This window comes from Mesorhizobium sp. M0663 (genome assembly GCF_040320585.1).
Taxonomy (GTDB): domain Bacteria; phylum Pseudomonadota; class Alphaproteobacteria; order Rhizobiales; family Rhizobiaceae; genus Mesorhizobium.
This window is the reverse complement of sequence record NZ_JAMYPX010000001.1, coordinates 367093-382295: the sequence shown is the minus strand read 5'-3', so window position 1 is coordinate 382295 and position 15203 is coordinate 367093. Positions and strand designations below refer to the sequence as shown.

The window sequence follows — 15203 nt, the reverse complement described above, 5'->3', positions numbered from 1 at the left end:
AAAACAAATAGATAAAGCGGGATGCACCGTTCAATTTGAACGCATCCCGCTCCAGCGCAATTCCAGGAAAAGTGTGAAACGGTTTTCCGTCCGGAAGAGACAGAGCGGTTCGCCGTTTCCGTGAAACGATGAACCGCTCCAGCCACCCTGACGCCCTTCCGCTGGCGATTCGACTACATGAGCTCTATGACGAAATAATCGCCCTGCTGTATCCACTTTACCAGGAAGTTGATCGTCAGGTCGGTACCGCTCCAATACATCTCGACGGTTGATGGAGACGGCTTTATGAGGCCTCCCTCGATAAAGTCACTCGACCTCGTCCCAGATACGCCTGAGATGAAATTGAAATCCTGGAACTGGAATGTGACCTCGCAGCTGAGAGTGAACGGCGTGAACCCGCCGCCGGCCGGCTTGGGCAACGCGAACTGAACCAACGCCGGCTCTGCGTTCGGCTTTTCGGTCTTTGAAAAGCTGCCGGATGGCCCCTGCAGGTGCCAGGTGATTTCAGTGATTTCTTTCTTGGTGGCGTTGAACCAGAGACCCGTTGCTATCGTCAGCATCGCCGGCTTGACGACCGGCGCCGCAGTAAGGGGAATACTGATGGTCTCGGTCTTGTAGCCAACGGCTGCAACTTGCAAGCTGACCGATGCTTGGCCGGTCGGCGGAGATAGCGTGAACGCTGTGTTGGTGGCCCCGACCACCGCGCCCCCTTGCGATATGGTCCCTCCAACCGATTGGGACTTGTTATCGGCGTCGACTGCTTTGATGGTTATCGTCGCCGGCTGGCCCGCTATCAGGGACGGGGGAGCCGCGGAGAGCAGCATTTCCCCGAGGGTGACATTGACGGGAACTCTGGTGAGCGGAGACATCTTCGTGCACAATGTCTGCATCACCGTAATTTGGTCTTCTACCTTGAGCTCGCCTACGTAAATCCCGAAGAAGAGCGTCGTCCAACCAAGTGGCGTATCGCTGGCGCGCCACTTCCCGTTCACGAATACATGCACGCGCGCCCCGGGAATCACGCCTGATACGTAAATTAGCCGCTGGAAGACCCGGACGGGCTGTTGAATATCCGGGGTCTTGAGTGGGGTCAGGTCGGACACTTTGATCGGGCCCCCGACCCGAAGCGCGAGGGGCTGACAAGTAAGCTCCAGCTCGGCGTGAATGTGCTCGCCGGCGCGCAACGGCCGAAATGTCTCGACCCAGACGAGGCCGCCAAAACTGAATACGGGCTTGCTGATTACAGGAGAATCTGGCGCATCCGAGTACAAACGTACGACCGCGTTGTCGACGCTGTTGACGAAAGCGCCGCTTGCACATTCAAATGCAGGCTCCATGACGGTCGGCGGAAATACGCTGCCCTGGTAAGACCCTACCACCAGCAACTTATCCGATGTGGATGTCTTGCCGCATAGCTCCTGGATGACGACGAGCGATGGAAACGGCGGCGAGGCCGGGATCAGGGCCGACACGTCGGGAATCCAGTATTGGCCGGAACTCACATCCTCGCCGACTCCGATTCTCCCGAGCACGGTAGCTGCACCCGAAGTCGGATCGACAAGTTGGATCGTCAATGTCGCGCCGGGCTCGAGATTGGAGATAGGCAAAGCACGGGCTGCCGGGCAGGAGTACTGTGAGGCGTCGATTACGGGCTTTCTAACCGGCAAGGTTTCGTCGACGATCACCGGAGGGGCAGATGACGGACTTGATGCATTGCAGCGCTCGAAGTGCTGCGTGGCGCTGAAGACATCCGGATTGTGCGCGGCACGGCCAAGCAGCGCCAGGAGGTTGGCACCGACGAAAGGATATTCCAGCACGTCGCCATTGAAGTGGACCTTCGTGGTGGCGCCTTGAGCCAACCCCCTGACGGGTACTGCTTGCGCGCACCCAGGAACCGGGCCGACTGCTGGTGCCGGCATGGTATTTTCCCGATACGGCGTCTGTTCGGCGGGCAAGCTCGGGGTCTGACTGCTCTTCACCTGTCCGGCAGGCGTCTGAACGGACTGCACTGCGCTAAGCACATCGTTGGCCTGGATCGCCCCGCGAATGCGCACTGGTACGACATTTCCGCGTGCAGTATCGCTGCCAATCAATGCGCCGCCGTTGAAAATCTCGACCGTGGCGCCAGGATAGGCTGCGCCTATCAGCACCCAGTCGACGCACTCGTGCACCTGACTCAAATACACCAATGCGCTTAGCGTCGAGGGATACCCGAGCACGACGATCGGGACCGGGCTTGGATCACTGGTTTCGGCGCCGAGCGTCCAACGTGCGGTCAATGCATCCCCCACGTTGAGGGAGCCTGCGGCGACCGGCACAAAGGTACTGGTTGTGGCGCCGGCATTTACCGCAGGGACGGGTACGCCATTTACCAGGAGGGAAATGCTCGAGCCGGGAAGCGGCCCATCGATACGGACCGAGGTACTCAAGACCGATACGGGGCCAATCACAATTGGTGCAAGGAGCGTGCTCATGTTCGTTTCCCTCTCTGTACGGCGCAGACATGTCGCCTGGTTCGAAACAGGACATAGAGGGAGCGCACTTACGGATGACTTACGGATGGGTCGGCGCGGTGCTGGACTGCGCTCGCGTCCGTCGCATGATCGAGCGCCCGACGACAGCCGGCACCGCGCTGGTCATGCCGAAGGGACCGATCGAGCATTAGTGGCTGGCGGCGCGTCCAATTGGGCGAGCAAATGAAATTGCGGCGCCTGGCCCAATCCGCGAATGCACGAACAGGATGGCCATTGTGGAGAGACGGTTATATCAGTTGGTGTGACTATGACCACTAAGGGGAGACGATGCGTTACATACGTCCGCTTTCAATTGAAGACGCCGCCGGCCTGTTGGCCGGTTCAGCCGGCACGGCCGCCATCCTCGCCGGAGGCAGCGACCTCTTGGTGCGAATGAAAGGCGGCTTTATCGAACCCGACCTGATCGTCGACATCAAGGCGATCGACGGGCTTGGCGAGATCAGGGAAACAGCCGAGGGCTTCAGCATCGGCGCCGCGGTCCCCTGCGCCGTGCTGGGCGAGAACACGGCCCTGCAGAAGGCATGGCCCGGCGTCGTCGAAGCGGCCAAGCTGATCGGCTCGAAGCAGGTGCAGGGACGCTGCACCATCGTCGGCAATCTGTGCAACGCCTCGCCGGCCGCCGACAGCGTGCCGGCGCTGGTGGCCGCTGGCGCCAAGGCTGTGGTCGTCGGCCCGGGAACCAGGCGCACGATTGCCGTGGAAGCGGTGCCGACTGGGCCGGGCAAGACGTCGCTGGCCAAGGGCGAGATCGTCGAGGCAATCCTGCTCGACAGCCGTCTGCCGCGTTCGGGCGATGCCTATCTGCGTTTCATTCCGCGCACGGAGATGGACATCGCGGTGGTAAGCGCCGGCGTGAACTTGACGCTCGATGAGCAAGGTCGCGTCAAATCCGCCCGTCTGGCGTTGGGCGCCGTGGCGCCGACGGTGATTCTGGTCGAGGAGGCCGCCGAGGTTCTCATCGGCTCCAAGCTGGACGAAGCCACGCTGGAGAGGCTCGCCAAGGTCTGCTCGGGCGCCTGCCGCCCGATCGACGACAAGCGCGGCACTATCGAATTCAGACGGAAAGTCGCGGGTGTGCTGGCCAAGCGGGCCGCCACGACCGCCTATGCACGCGCAGGAGGCAAATGATGGCTGGTGTGGCAGTATCAACGACAATCAACGGCGACAATGTCGAGTTTCTTTGCCAGCCGGACGAGACGCTGCTTGATGTCCTGCGCGATCGCCTGGGGCTGACGGGCGCCAAGGAAGGCTGCGGCACCGGCGACTGTGGGGCCTGCAGCATCATCCTCGACGATCGGCTGGTGTGCTCGTGCCTGGTGCTCGGCGCGGAGGCCGAGGGCCGGCACGTCGAGACCATCGAGGGCATGGCGCATGGCGACAGGCTGCATCCGCTGCAGCAGAAATTTCTGGAACACGCCGCACTCCAATGCGGCGTCTGCACGCCGGGCTTCCTCATGGCTGCCAAGGACCTTTTGGCCAAGAATCCCGATCCGACCGAGGAGGAGATCCGCTTCGGCCTCGCCGGGAACCTCTGCCGCTGCACCGGCTATGACAAGATCGTGCGTGCCGTTCAGGACGCCGCCAGCGTGATGAAGGGAGCATGACGATGAATTTCGATCCGCGTTACTCCGGACGCAATTTCACCTCTGTCGGCACGCGTCCCATCCGTCCCGACGGCGTCGACAAGGTGACGGGCCGCGCACGCTATGGCGCCGACTTCAACATGGCCGGGCAACTGGTCGGGCGCGTTCTCAGAAGCCCCCATGCACATGCCACGATCAGGAAGATCGACACGTCGAAGGCGGAGAAGCTCGCCGGCGTCAAGGCCGTGATCACCGCGGCCGACCTGCCCGACCTCACCGACGGCGATGCCGCCATGTACGACATCCTCGACAACTGCATGGCGCGCAAGAAAGCGCTCTATGACGGCCATGCCGTGGCCGCGGTGGCTGCGGTCGATGCCCGCACGGCGAGGCAGGCACTGAAGCTGATCGAGGTCGACTACGAGGTGCTGCCGCATGTCACCGACGTCGACGAGGCGATGAAGCACTCCGCACCCCTGATCAACGACGCCATCTTCACCGAGGGCCTCGAGCAAAAGCCCGTCAAGCCTTCAAACGTCACCAAGCGCACCCAGTACGGCCATGGCGACATCCATGAAGGTTTCGGCCAGGCCGATTTCGTCGTCGAACGCTCCTTCAAGACCGAGCAGACGCACCAGGGCTATATCGAGCCGCATGCCTGCGTGGCCAATGTCAGCTCCGACGGCACCGCCGACCTCTGGGTCTGTACGCAAGGCCATTTTGTCTACCGCCAACACTGCGCCCAGCTGCTTGGCATGGAAGCCTCGAAGCTGCGCGTCACCTCCTCGGAGATCGGCGGCGGTTTCGGCGGCAAGACCCATGTCTGGGCCGAGCCGGTGGCACTGGCGCTGTCACGCAAGGCCGGGCGGCCGGTCAAGCTGGTCATGACGCGCGACGAGGTGTTCCGCGCCTCCGGCCCGACCAGCGCCACCTCGATCGATGTTCGGATCGGCGCCCGCAAGGACGGCACGATCACGGCGGCCGAGGCGACGCTGCGCTATAGCTGCGGCCCCTATGCCGGCACGTGGGCCGAGATCGGCGCCATGACGGCCTTTGCCTGCTACAAGCTCGAGAACGTCAGGACGGTCGGCTACGAAGTGCTTGTCAACCGGCCCAAGACCGCGGCCTATCGCGCGCCGTCGGCTCCGATGGCGGCGTTTGCGGTGGAAAGTGCGGTCGACGAGCTGGCCAAGGAGATCGGCATGGACCCCGTCGAGTTCCGGATCAGGAACGCGGCGCAGGAAGGCACCAGATCGTCCTATGGACCGGTATACGGCCCGATCGGCATCGGGCCGACGCTGGAGGCGGTGAAGAATCATCCGCACATGAAGGCGCCGCTCGGCAAGAACCAGGGCCGCGGAATGGCCTGCGGCTTCTGGTTCAATTTCGGTGGCCAGACCTGCACCGACCTCAACATCGGCATGGACGGCTCGGTCTCCCTTGCCGTCGGAACCGTGGACGTGGGTGGTTCGCGCGCGTCGCTGTCGCTGGTGGCGGCGGAGGAGCTCGGTATCCCCTATGGGCAAATCAAGGCGGTGGTCGCCGATACCTCCAGCCTCGGCTACAACGATATGACGGACGGCAGCCGCGGCACCTTCTCGTCTTCGATGGCGACGATCTCCGCCGCTCGCAACGCTATCAAGGTGTTGCGGGAACGCGCCGCACAGATGTGGGACATTCCCGTCGACGACGTGGTCTGGGAAAAAGGTCACGCGATTGCCAAGGGCGAGAAATACGACAACCTTGCAGCATTGTCGCTGAAGGAGATCGCAGCCGCGTCAGGGAAGACGGGGGGACCGATCGCAGGCCACAGTGAGCTCGTCGCCGACGGCGCCGGCGTCTCCTTCGCCACCCATATCTGCGATATCGAGGTGGATCCCGAGACAGGCTCGACCAGGGTGCTGCGCTACACCGTCGTTCAGGACGCCGGCAAGGCGGTGCATCCGACCTATGTCGAGGGGCAATACCAGGGGGGTGCCGCACAAGGCATCGGCTGGGCGCTCAACGAGGAGTATATCTACGGCAAGGACGGGCGGCTGCAGAACCCTGGCTTCCTCGATTACCGGATCCCGGTCTGCTCGGACCTGCCGATGATCGACACGCAGATCCTCGAAATCCCCAATCCTAACCATCCTTACGGGGTGCGCGGCGTCGGCGAGACCTCTATCGTGCCGCCGCTGGCGGCGATCGCCAATGCGGTCTCGAACGCCGCGGGCGTGCGGATGACGCATATCCCGATGTCGCCGCCGCGCATCCTGGCGGCGATCGAGGCGGAACGGGGAGGCTGATGGTCGAAGTAACGCTCTGGGGGTCGCTCGGCGCGATCGCCGGAGGCAAGAGCAAGGTCGAAATCGAGGCGAAGGACATAAGGGAGCTGTTCAGGAAACTGGCTGAACAGTATCCCGGCCTCGAGCCCTACATCGATCGCGGCATCGCCGTCGCCATCGACGGGACGATCTATCGCGACACCTGGTCGAAGGAACTGCCGGAAGGGGCGGAGATTTTCCTGCTGCCGCGCCTTGCCGGGGGATAACTGAACAACCCTGTCCTACCCATTGACGACCAAGACATGGCCTAGGCTCGAGAAAAACCTCGGCTATCCACGAGAATTCTTGGCCAGTTCAGCCTGCGAGTTTGGCTCCTTTTCGATGACTGCTTCTGTGTCAATCACAGGCATAGAGGCGAGCGAGCTACACGTCTGCTTTGAGGCGAAAGCAGCCGCCCGCAGCGTAGAAGTCAAATGGCTTGGGTCAGAACCTACCATTTACCAATGTCAGCTTCATGATTCATAGGCACAGTCTTGGGAGTCAGATGCGATGGCGGAGCGTCTCAATGATCACCGCCATCGCAGGCGAGAGCTGTCGCCTGCTCGGGTAGTAGAGGTGATAGCCCGCAAATGGCGGACTCCAGTCGTCAAGCACGAGCCTAAGGCATCCCTTGGCGATGTGGTGGCTGACGAGGTTTTCCGGGACATAGGCGATCCCGAAACCGCTTATCGCAGCCTCGATCATGGGAATGGACGAATTGAAGGTGAGTTGGCCTTCCACCCGCACACGAAGGTCGCGGCCATCCCTGGCGAATTCCCAGGCATATAATCCGCCGAACGTCGCCTGCCGCATATTAATGCAGTCATGATCGACCAGATCCTGCGGTGCGGTCGGAACCGGATGGCGGGAAAAGTACTCCGGCGAAGCCACGGCCACGAGCCTCCAATCCGGCCCGATGCGCACTGCGATCATATCCCTGTCGATGCTCTCACCAAGCCGCACGCCTGCGTCGAAGCGCTCCTCCACAATGTTCTTCATGCCGTTGTCGCTGTAGAGTTCGACGCACACGTCAGGATAGTCGCTGAGCAAGGGCTGCAGCTTCGGCCAGACGGTCGTCTGGAGCGCATGGTCGGAAAGCGTGATACGGACCGTTCCGGAGGGCTTGTCGCGAAAGGCCACCAGGCTTGCGAGGTCCGCTTCGATTTCCTCGAAGCGGGGAACAAGAGATTGGAAAAGTCGCTCGCCGGCCTCGGTCGGAGCGACGCTCCGCGTCGTACGCGTCAGCAGGCGGACGCCAAGACGAGCTTCAAGCTCCTTGATTGTCGAGCTCAGGGTCGACTGCGAGGTTCCGAGCTTGGCCGCCGCCTTGGTGAAGCTGCGCTCCCGGGCGACCGCCACGAACCAGAGCAAATCCTTCATGCCATCGCGCTGCATAGGGCACCTCCCGTCGGACATTTATATCATAAGCAGATAAGTCCATGCGAATTACTCAGTCTAATAGAATGGGTTCCTCTGCAATATCTTCCAGCATGGTGACGGGGATGGGCGGCTGATCCACCCCCGTCGCCTTGCAAGGATGCCAATTATGGAAACGACCTACGACACAAGGCTTGTCGAAGACCGCGCCGCATGGGGCGCGGTGCTGTCGATGGCTCTGTGTGTTTCCGTGCTCATCGCGTCGGAATTCATGCCGGTCAGCCTGCTGTCGCCGCTAGCGGCCGATCTCGGCATCACCGAGGGCCGCACGGGACAGGCGATCTCGATTTCGGGCGCTTTCGCCGTCGTGACCAGCCTGCTGGTCGCCGGCCTCACGCGCCGGATCGACCGCCGACTGGTCGTGACCGGCTTCACCCTTCTCCTCATCGTGTCCGGGCTCACTGTCACCTTCGCGCCGAACTACGCGTTCCTCATGGTCGGCCGGGCGCTGCTCGGCATCGCGATCGGCGGGTTCTGGTCGATGTCGACCGCGATCGTCATGCGCCTCGTGCCGCAAGACATGGTTCCGAAGGGTCTCGCCATGCTAAACGCTGGCAATGCCATTGCGGCCACCATCGCCGCGCCGCTGGGCAGTTTTCTTGGCGCCTATGTCGGCTGGCGCGGCGCTTTCTTCCTCGTCGTGCCGCTTGGGCTCCTGGCGCTGGTCTGGCAGTGGACAAGCCTGCCGGCGCTGCCCCCGCGCCGGAGGAAGCGTCCAAGCAATCCGCTGGCGCTCCTCGGCCGTCTTCCTGTCGCCACCGGCATGGCGTCGATCATGATGCTGTTCATGGGCCAGTTCGCGCTCTTCACCTATCTGCGGCCCTTCCTCGAGAGCGTCACTAGGGTCGACATCGCCGCGCTTTCGGCGATCCTGCTGGCGATGGGGCTGGCCGGGGTGCTCGGCACCCTCTGCATAGGCCGGCTTTTGCGCACGCGCCTGTTCAGCATCCTCATCGTCATCCCGCTGGTCATGGCCGCGCTGGCAGCTGCGCTCATCGCCCTCGGTGCCTTGCCGGTTCCCACAGCGCTGCTGCTCGTTGCCTGGGGCTTCTTCGGCACGGCCGCGCCCGTTGGCTGGGGCACGTGGCTCAGCCGGACGTTGCCGGACGACGCAGAGGCCGGCGGCGGGCTGCAGGTGGCAGTCATCCAGCTCGCCATTACAGGCGGCGCCGCGATCGGCGGCACGCTCTTCGATACGGTCGGCTGGTGGGGTGCATTCATTTTCGGCGCGGTGCTGCTCTGTGGATCGGCGCTCGCCGCCTTTGCAGCATCGCATTTGGCCCGGAGGTCGCAGCCATGACGGCAGCCATGACGATCGACCGTCCGGACCTCAGCCGCCGCGCGTTGCTCGGCGGCGCGCTCGCGGCAACGGTCCTGCCGCGGGCCGCCCGCAGCCAGCAGGGCAGCGACCCAGGCAGCCAGGAGCCCACCGACATGAAGATCAAGATGATTTTCAATGGCCGGACCATGACCGCCACGCTCTACGACAATCCGTCGGCGCGCGACTTCTTCACCATGCTGCCGCTCGATCTCACCATCGACGACTACGCGCATAACGAGAAGATTGCCTATCTGCCGCGCAAGCTGACGGAGGAGGGCAGCGGCCCGTTCGGCAACGAGCGGCCATACGACCTTTGCTATTTCATGCCCTGGGGCAATCTGGCCATGTTCTACGCCGACTACCGCCATCCCGGGCTGATCAGGCTCGGCCGCTTCGACGCGGGCGAAGAGGCCCTACACGTAAGCGGCAAGTTCCCGCTTCGCATCGAACGCATCTGACAGGAGATCACCATGGATATTCTTCGCGCAGGCACCAGGCCGTCTGGCAACGGGCCTTCCGACTGGTTCACCGGCACGGTCCGCATCGATCCGCTGTTCAACCCGTTCGACGCCGCGCGCGTGCAGGGCGCGCAGGTGACGTTCGAGCCGGGCGCCCGCACCGCCTGGCACACGCATCCGCTTGGACAGACGTTGATCGTCGTCTCCGGCCTCGGCCTCGTTCAGAGCGAGGGCGGGCCGGTCGAGGAGATCCGTCTCGGTGACGTTGTCTGGTTCGCACCCGGCGAGAAGCATGGGCACGGTGCCTCACCCGAGACGGCCATGATCCACATTGCCCTCCAGGAGGTCAAAGACGGCAAGGTGGTGGACTGGCTGGAACACGTCAGCGACGCCGACTACGGCGCCTGACATCGATTGAACGAAAGGAAAGCAAAATGCTCGCAACCGTTCTTCATAAGCCCGGCGACATCCGCTGCGAGGAAGTCGAAGACCCAAGGATCCTTCGCCCGACGGATGCTATCATCAAGCTCTCGGCGAGCTGCATCTGCGGCTCGGACCTGTGGCCCTATCGCGGGCTGCAGCCGGTCAACGGCCCGATGCATATGGGCCACGAATATTGTGGCATCGTCGTCGAGGTCGGCGCAGAGGTGCGCACGGTCCGTCCCGGCCAGTTCGTCGTCGGCTCGTTCTGCCTCTCCGACAATACCTGCCCGCATTGCCGCTTCGGCTTCCAGTCGTCCTGTGTGCAGCGCGAGTTCATGTCGGGCGCGCAGGCGCCTTACGCCCGCGTGCCGTTGGCGGATGGCACACTGGTCGCCACCGCCGAGGTGCCGCCGGCCGAACTCATCCCTGACCTGCTGGCTGTGTCCGATGTGCTCGGCACCGGCTGGTATGCGGCCGACGCAGCCGAGGTCCGAGAAGGATCGACGGTGGTGGTGGTCGGCGACGGTGCGGTCGGCCTGATGGGCGTGCTTGCGGCCAAGGAGATGGGCGCCGAGCGCATCATCGCCATGAGCCGGCACGCCAGCCGCCAAAAACTCGCCCGCGAATTCGGCGCGACCGACATCGTCGCTGAGCGCGGCGAGGAAGGTGTGGCCCGGATCAAAGGGCTCACTAAGGACGTCGGCGCGGACTCGGTGCTGGAATGCGTTGGCACGGCGGAATCCTTCGACCAGGCGCTGGCCTGCTCTCGCCCCGGCGGCACCATCGGCTATGTCGGCGTGCCGCATGGCGTGAGCTTCGATGGCCAGAATCTCTTCTTCGGCCAGAAGCGCATGCTGGGCGGCCCCGCGCCGGTGCGCCGCTTCCTGCCCGACCTCATGGACCGTGTGCTCAAGGGCAGGATCAAGCCCGGCAAGGTCTTCGACCTCAAGCTGCCGTTGGCCGAGGTCGCTGAAGGCTACCGCGCCATGGACGAGCGGCGCGCCATCAAGGTCATGCTTTCGGTGTAAGCGAAGATTGGGCGGACGGCCTGTCCGCACCCACAAACCAGAAAAAGAACAACGACATATGACGATGAGATTGAAGATCGCTGCGCTTGCGCTTTCGGTCGCCACGCCGGCTTTCTCCCAAGAGTCCCCGATCATCGGCGCATGGCGCATGAGGTCGCTCGAGGCCGGTGCCGAGGGAAACCTCAAGCCCGTGCCATATTCCGGCCAGGTCATCTTCACCGAGGCCGGCACCCTCTCGGTGCAGGCCCAGAACCCCGACGCTAAGGCGCCGGACACGCCTTACACGGCGAATGGCTACGAAGCCTATTACGGGCCGGTCGCCATCAACGACCAGGACAAGACCTTCGTCATCACGATCGAGTCCTCCCTGGTCCGCAACCTTGTCGGGAAGAGCATGAAACGCAAATTCGAAGTCTCGGACAACAAACTGGTCCTGACGCCGGACAATCCGGCCGAAGGCTGGCGCGTGACCTACGAACGTTACTGATCGGAACAGCCCGGCTGTCAAAGTGTTATCGGTGGCCACAATGGCGCGGACTTCTGACCGAAATGGCGCGATGGCGGAACTGGTGCCAATCATGGCGGCTGTCTTCGCCGGCTTCCTCCTGATCGGCTTGGCGCTACCCGTCCTGCCGCTGCATCTTCACCAGCAACTCGGCTTCGGCCCCTTCGCAGTCGGGCTGGTGACGGGCAGCCAGTTCGTCGCCTCGATGCTGTCGCGCATTGGAGCCGGAAATTATGCCGATGGGCGCGGCGGCAAGCGGGCCGTCGTCGTCGGCCTCATTGCCGCTGCCCTGGCGGGGTTCATTTACCTCGGCTCGCTGGCATTGCTCGACCGGCCGGCAGCGTCCGCATCGGCGCTCTTCGCCGGCCGGGCGGTACTGGGCGCGTCTGAGAGCTTCATCATCACAGGCGGCGTCGCCTGGGGCCTCTCCCTTGCGGGCGGACAGAACTCCGGAAAGGTCATAGCTTGGGTGGGCACGGCGATGTTCGCAGCACTCGCGCTAGGCGCGCCGATCGGATCTGCGCTTTACGGGACGAGCGGCTTCGCCGCGATCGCACTCGCGACGGTCGGCCTGCCGCTTGCGACGCTGCTTGCCATCCTGCCTATGCGTGGCACCAGCCTCGCCGCGAGCGCCGCACGACAGTCATGGACGAGCGTGGCGCAAGCGGTCTGGCTTCCCGGCGTCGGAGCTGCTTTCAGCAGCCTTGGCTACGGCGCGATCCTGTCCTTTGGCGCGCTGCTCTTTGCCGAACGCGGCTGGCAGCCGGTCTGGCTTCCCTTCACCACTTATGCCGCGTCGCTGATCGCGGCAAGGCTGTGCTTCGGCCACCTGCCTGACAGGTTAGGGGGCGCGCGCGTCGCCGTGATCTTCGTGGCGGTCGAGGCGGCAGGGCTGATGCTGATCTGGCTTGCGCCCGGGCCCGTTCTCGCCGCCATCGGAGCGGGCCTGACTGGTCTCGGCTACTCGCTGGTCTATCCCGGTTTCGGTGCCGAGGCCGTAAGCCATCTTCCACCACGCAGCCGCGGCCTGGCCATGGGATTCTACACCGTCTTCCTCGACGTGGCGCTCGGCTTCGGCAGTCCGGCGCTCGGCTTGGTCGCTGGGTCGGCCGGGCTGCAATTCGTCTTCTTCGCCGTCGCGACGGCGACGCTTCCGGCGTTGGGCATCGCTCTGCTGCTGGGTCGCCGTAACGCTCCACTATAGAGCCGGATAGTCTGGGCTCGAGATGTCGCGCAACTACGATCGCTCCCGCTTCGCGGGAAGCTGAGGCATCAGCCGAACCTGCTTTTGGTGGCGATTGAGGCCGATCAGGTCGTCGGATCGATCATGGTCGGGTATGACGGCCATCGAGGGTGGATATCGCGCATCGCTACCTTGCAGTCCCATCGCCAAAAAGGGATCGGCGAGGCCCTCATCCATGAGGCCGAAAGGCGGCTCGCCGGCCTTGGTTGCATAAAGATCAACCTCCAAATTGTCGCTTCCAATTCGACGGTTCTTGGGTTCTACCGAAAGTGCGGATACGAGGTCGAGGAGCGCATAAGCATGAGCAAACTGTTACCGAAAGTTTGAGGTGCTCCGCCGATTAACTCGTCGTCGCGGCTCGACGGCTCAGGTCCATTGGAATCTTGGTACCGGTCATTATTGTGGCAGCGAACCTCTCCGGGTGAATCGCGCTGCGGGATACGGCCGACGGCCGAAGCCGGGCGAAGTCCAGCCAGCCGGAGGGAGCCCTACATATGGTCGAATTACTGGAGCAGTGAGGACATGCATGCAGATCGCATCCAAGCCACGCGTCCGCCTGGCAAGCCGTCAGGAACTGGATGGAATTGGGTTGCTCGTCTCAGAGGCTTTCGCATCGTTACGGCCCGTTCTGGCACCGCACATCTTCGAGCCCTACGTCAAGGATGCGCGGGATGTCGCGGGGCGATGGGCGAAAGCCAGCGTCGCGGTGCTCGAAGCCGAGGGACGCCTCGTCGGGACGGTCACCTACTACGCCGATGCCGCCTTTGACGGCATGGGCTGGCCGCCCGGGCTGGCAGGCCTCAGGACTCTCGCGGTTGTTCCCTCGTCACAGGGCCGCGGATATGGCCGCGCGCTTTGCGAATGGTGCGTCATGCAAGCGCGTCTGCAGGGCTCAGGCGGCCTTGCGCTTCACACTGCCTCGTCCATGATGTCTGCATACAAGCTGTATGAAAGCCTTGGCTTCGAGAGACGCCCCGCCCACGACCTTTTCGCCTCCGACATTATTGGCTTTGATCCAGCACTCGGCGATCAGCAGATCATCGCCTACCTGCTGCCGCTCAAGCAGATCGAGAGCAGCCGCGATCGATAATGTTCGACCGCCGTTTGAACGGACGGAGGCATCATCTCGCTTCCGGATGCTGTCCGCAGCTTCCACCGTATGTCTCGATGCGAGCAGATCCTAGTCTTTCGTATAGTCAGGCCCAACACGAGTCGGCAGGTTGTCGGCGAGTTTCAACCAAGGGAGCTTCTCCTCAAAAGCAACATGCAGCGTAGGTGCAAATTTTTCTGGCTCCTCCATCGCTGCCGCAAAAAAATGCATGACATCAGACATGTTTTTTGAGCGGAAGGACAGCGGCGTACCACAGTGATCGCAAAATGTTCTTTCCACACCGGGAGAAGAGTTGAATACCTTCGGTAGCTTGCCCAGCCATCGCCATTGGCCGTTCAAGACGCCAATATAGGAGGTCATCGGCGCAGAACATTGCCGCCGACAACTTTCACAATGACAGACCACGCAGGCCTGTGCCGGGCCATCGACTTCAAAGGCAATAGCGCCACATAAGCAATGACCACGCATGCAAATTCTCCTTGAGCCAACAAGGACAGCTTCATGCCTGGGCGTGAGGGAGGCGCCATGAAATGCGTCGAGCTGGCGCCCAATTCCGACATTCGGCGCTGGCGATTGTCCTCGCGTGCGCGAGGCGTTGCCTCCAAGCTGCCTTCACTACCCCCTTTCGGCATATTGAAATGTTCGTAGAGTTTCTCCGCCGGGCCGCTGAATTCAGGGCCTGGCAGGTCTATCGCAACCCGAACACTACAGTGGAATTGCGGTCACTTCCTTGGCCGTTCGGATCACGAACATCGTGTGGTATCGCGCGACGTTGCTTCGGTCTCGGAACAGTCGCTCGCACAGCGCATCGAACTCTTCCATATCCGTCAGGCGGAGCATGAGGACGGCGTCGGTTTCGCCGCTCACACTGTAGGCCTGAGTGACGGCCGGTTCCTGAGCGGCCAACTCGAGAAAGTCCCTCATATACTGCTCGCCATGACGCTCCAGTTCGACGGCGACGATCGCCTTCAAGCCCCGGCCAGCCTTTGCCGGTGCGAGAAGCGCGACAACGCGGCTGATGACACCGCTCTTCTTCAGTCGTCGTATGCGGCGCAGGCAGCTCGAAGGGGAAAGCCCGACTAACCCCGCCAGTTTGGCGTTAGTTCGTGAGGCATCATCCTGGAGCAGGTTGAGAAGCCTTCTGTCGATCTTGTCCATGTCGGTCGCGCTCATCGTCGGTGCGTTGCAATTTTATTGCACGGAATCGCAAACTTTGACCACAAATGCGAAGCGTCTCACGCTACTCAGACGGCT

Annotated in this window: 16 protein-coding genes; 12 read left to right on the top strand and 4 right to left on the bottom strand. The window is 62.7% G+C overall.

Annotation, left to right across the window (positions count from 1 at the left end; translation table 11 throughout):
* Nucleotides 1–173 precede the first annotated feature (173 nt).
* Complete coding sequence (locus tag NKI54_RS01895) at nt 174–2474, bottom strand: hypothetical protein (protein ID WP_352633624.1); 2301 nt, start codon at nt 2472–2474, stop codon at nt 174–176.
* 327 nt (nt 2475–2801) lie between these two features.
* On the opposite strand from NKI54_RS01895, the gene NKI54_RS01890 reads away from it, so the two are divergent.
* Genes NKI54_RS01890 through NKI54_RS01875 form a run of 4 tightly spaced genes read left to right on the top strand, consistent with a single transcriptional unit; the run spans nt 2802 to nt 6650 of the window.
* On the top strand, nt 2802–3662 hold the full coding sequence (locus tag NKI54_RS01890) for an FAD binding domain-containing protein (protein ID WP_023675444.1): 861 nt from the start codon (nt 2802–2804) through the stop codon (nt 3660–3662).
* Nucleotides 3662–4138, top strand: coding sequence for a (2Fe-2S)-binding protein (locus tag NKI54_RS01885; protein ID WP_023675443.1), 477 nt, complete (start codon nt 3662–3664; stop codon nt 4136–4138). Before NKI54_RS01890 ends, NKI54_RS01885 begins: the two co-directional genes overlap by 1 nt.
* 2 nt (nt 4139–4140) lie before the next feature.
* Nucleotides 4141–6405: a xanthine dehydrogenase family protein molybdopterin-binding subunit gene (locus NKI54_RS01880; protein WP_352690687.1), complete on the top strand. Its 2265-nt coding sequence runs from the start codon at nt 4141–4143 to the stop codon at nt 6403–6405.
* Nucleotides 6405–6650, top strand: a complete 246-nt coding sequence (locus NKI54_RS01875) for a MoaD/ThiS family protein (protein ID WP_023675441.1) — start codon at nt 6405–6407, stop codon at nt 6648–6650. The genes NKI54_RS01880 and NKI54_RS01875 overlap by 1 nt, the downstream gene beginning before the upstream one ends.
* A 274-nt stretch (nt 6651–6924) precedes the next feature.
* Here the strand turns inward: NKI54_RS01875 and NKI54_RS01870 are convergent, their stop codons facing one another.
* Entirely contained in the window at nt 6925–7818 is an 894-nt protein-coding gene (locus NKI54_RS01870; RefSeq protein WP_023675440.1) for a LysR family transcriptional regulator, read from the bottom strand.
* A 151-nt stretch (nt 7819–7969) separates the two neighbouring features.
* Between NKI54_RS01870 and NKI54_RS01865 the strand changes: the two genes are divergently transcribed.
* The 8 genes from NKI54_RS01865 to NKI54_RS01830 all read left to right on the top strand — a co-directional run bounded on the left by NKI54_RS01865 (nt 7970) and on the right by NKI54_RS01830 (nt 13928).
* Nucleotides 7970–9160 carry an MFS transporter gene (locus NKI54_RS01865; RefSeq protein WP_352690507.1) on the top strand — a complete coding sequence of 397 codons (1191 nt, stop codon included), beginning with the start codon at nt 7970–7972 and terminating at the stop codon, nt 9158–9160.
* Nucleotides 9157–9639 carry a cyclophilin-like fold protein gene (locus NKI54_RS01860; protein WP_502894480.1) on the top strand — a complete coding sequence of 161 codons (483 nt, stop codon included), beginning with the start codon at nt 9157–9159 and terminating at the stop codon, nt 9637–9639. Before NKI54_RS01865 ends, NKI54_RS01860 begins: the two co-directional genes overlap by 4 nt.
* A gap of 12 nt (nt 9640–9651) precedes the next feature.
* Nucleotides 9652–10047: a (R)-mandelonitrile lyase gene (locus NKI54_RS01855; RefSeq protein WP_023675437.1), complete on the top strand. Its 396-nt coding sequence runs from the start codon at nt 9652–9654 to the stop codon at nt 10045–10047.
* 26 nt (nt 10048–10073) lie between these two features.
* A complete protein-coding gene (locus NKI54_RS01850; RefSeq protein WP_023675436.1) occupies nt 10074–11090 on the top strand; it encodes a zinc-dependent alcohol dehydrogenase family protein in 1017 nt (338 codons plus the stop codon).
* 58 nt (nt 11091–11148) lie between these two features.
* Nucleotides 11149–11577 (top strand): lipocalin-like domain-containing protein, encoded by a 429-nt coding sequence (locus NKI54_RS01845; RefSeq protein ID WP_352588029.1) that lies wholly within the window; start codon nt 11149–11151, stop codon nt 11575–11577.
* A 40-nt stretch (nt 11578–11617) separates the two neighbouring features.
* Nucleotides 11618–12799, top strand: coding sequence for an arabinose transporter (locus NKI54_RS01840; RefSeq protein ID WP_352690505.1), 1182 nt, complete (start codon nt 11618–11620; stop codon nt 12797–12799).
* Nucleotides 12800–12805: 6 nt separating this feature from the next.
* Complete coding sequence (locus NKI54_RS01835; RefSeq protein WP_084640975.1) at nt 12806–13165, top strand: GNAT family N-acetyltransferase; 360 nt, start codon at nt 12806–12808, stop codon at nt 13163–13165.
* Nucleotides 13166–13364: 199 nt separating this feature from the next.
* Nucleotides 13365–13928 carry a GNAT family N-acetyltransferase gene (locus tag NKI54_RS01830; protein WP_023675432.1) on the top strand — a complete coding sequence of 188 codons (564 nt, stop codon included), beginning with the start codon at nt 13365–13367 and terminating at the stop codon, nt 13926–13928.
* 90 nt (nt 13929–14018) lie between these two features.
* On the opposite strand, the gene NKI54_RS01825 is transcribed toward NKI54_RS01830, so the two are convergent.
* Together NKI54_RS01825 and NKI54_RS01820 are read right to left on the bottom strand one after the other, a co-directional pair.
* The gene (locus NKI54_RS01825) at nt 14019–14417 is read right to left on the bottom strand and encodes a GFA family protein (RefSeq protein ID WP_023675431.1); all 399 of its coding nucleotides are present in this window, start codon (nt 14415–14417) and stop codon (nt 14019–14021) included.
* Nucleotides 14418–14654: 237 nt separating this feature from the next.
* A complete protein-coding gene (locus NKI54_RS01820) occupies nt 14655–15107 on the bottom strand; it encodes an Lrp/AsnC family transcriptional regulator (protein WP_023675430.1) in 453 nt (150 codons plus the stop codon).
* Nucleotides 15108–15203: the final 96 nt, after the last annotated feature.

Coding starts and splice junctions, on each gene's coding strand:
- NKI54_RS01895 (WP_352633624.1), bottom strand. CDS start 2,474: ATGAGCACGCTCCTTGCACCAATTGTGATTGGCCCCGTATCGGTCTTG.
- NKI54_RS01890 (WP_023675444.1), top strand. CDS start 2,802: ATGCGTTACATACGTCCGCTTTCAATTGAAGACGCCGCCGGCCTGTTG.
- NKI54_RS01885 (WP_023675443.1), top strand. CDS start 3,662: ATGGCTGGTGTGGCAGTATCAACGACAATCAACGGCGACAATGTCGAG.
- NKI54_RS01880 (WP_352690687.1), top strand. CDS start 4,141: ATGAATTTCGATCCGCGTTACTCCGGACGCAATTTCACCTCTGTCGGC.
- NKI54_RS01875 (WP_023675441.1), top strand. CDS start 6,405: ATGGTCGAAGTAACGCTCTGGGGGTCGCTCGGCGCGATCGCCGGAGGC.
- NKI54_RS01870 (WP_023675440.1), bottom strand. CDS start 7,818: ATGCAGCGCGATGGCATGAAGGATTTGCTCTGGTTCGTGGCGGTCGCC.
- NKI54_RS01865 (WP_352690507.1), top strand. CDS start 7,970: ATGGAAACGACCTACGACACAAGGCTTGTCGAAGACCGCGCCGCATGG.
- NKI54_RS01860 (WP_502894480.1), top strand. CDS start 9,157: ATGACGGCAGCCATGACGATCGACCGTCCGGACCTCAGCCGCCGCGCG.
- NKI54_RS01855 (WP_023675437.1), top strand. CDS start 9,652: ATGGATATTCTTCGCGCAGGCACCAGGCCGTCTGGCAACGGGCCTTCC.
- NKI54_RS01850 (WP_023675436.1), top strand. CDS start 10,074: ATGCTCGCAACCGTTCTTCATAAGCCCGGCGACATCCGCTGCGAGGAA.
- NKI54_RS01845 (WP_352588029.1), top strand. CDS start 11,149: ATGACGATGAGATTGAAGATCGCTGCGCTTGCGCTTTCGGTCGCCACG.
- NKI54_RS01840 (WP_352690505.1), top strand. CDS start 11,618: ATGGCGCGGACTTCTGACCGAAATGGCGCGATGGCGGAACTGGTGCCA.
- NKI54_RS01830 (WP_023675432.1), top strand. CDS start 13,365: ATGCAGATCGCATCCAAGCCACGCGTCCGCCTGGCAAGCCGTCAGGAA.
- NKI54_RS01825 (WP_023675431.1), bottom strand. CDS start 14,417: ATGCGTGGTCATTGCTTATGTGGCGCTATTGCCTTTGAAGTCGATGGC.
- NKI54_RS01820 (WP_023675430.1), bottom strand. CDS start 15,107: ATGGACAAGATCGACAGAAGGCTTCTCAACCTGCTCCAGGATGATGCC.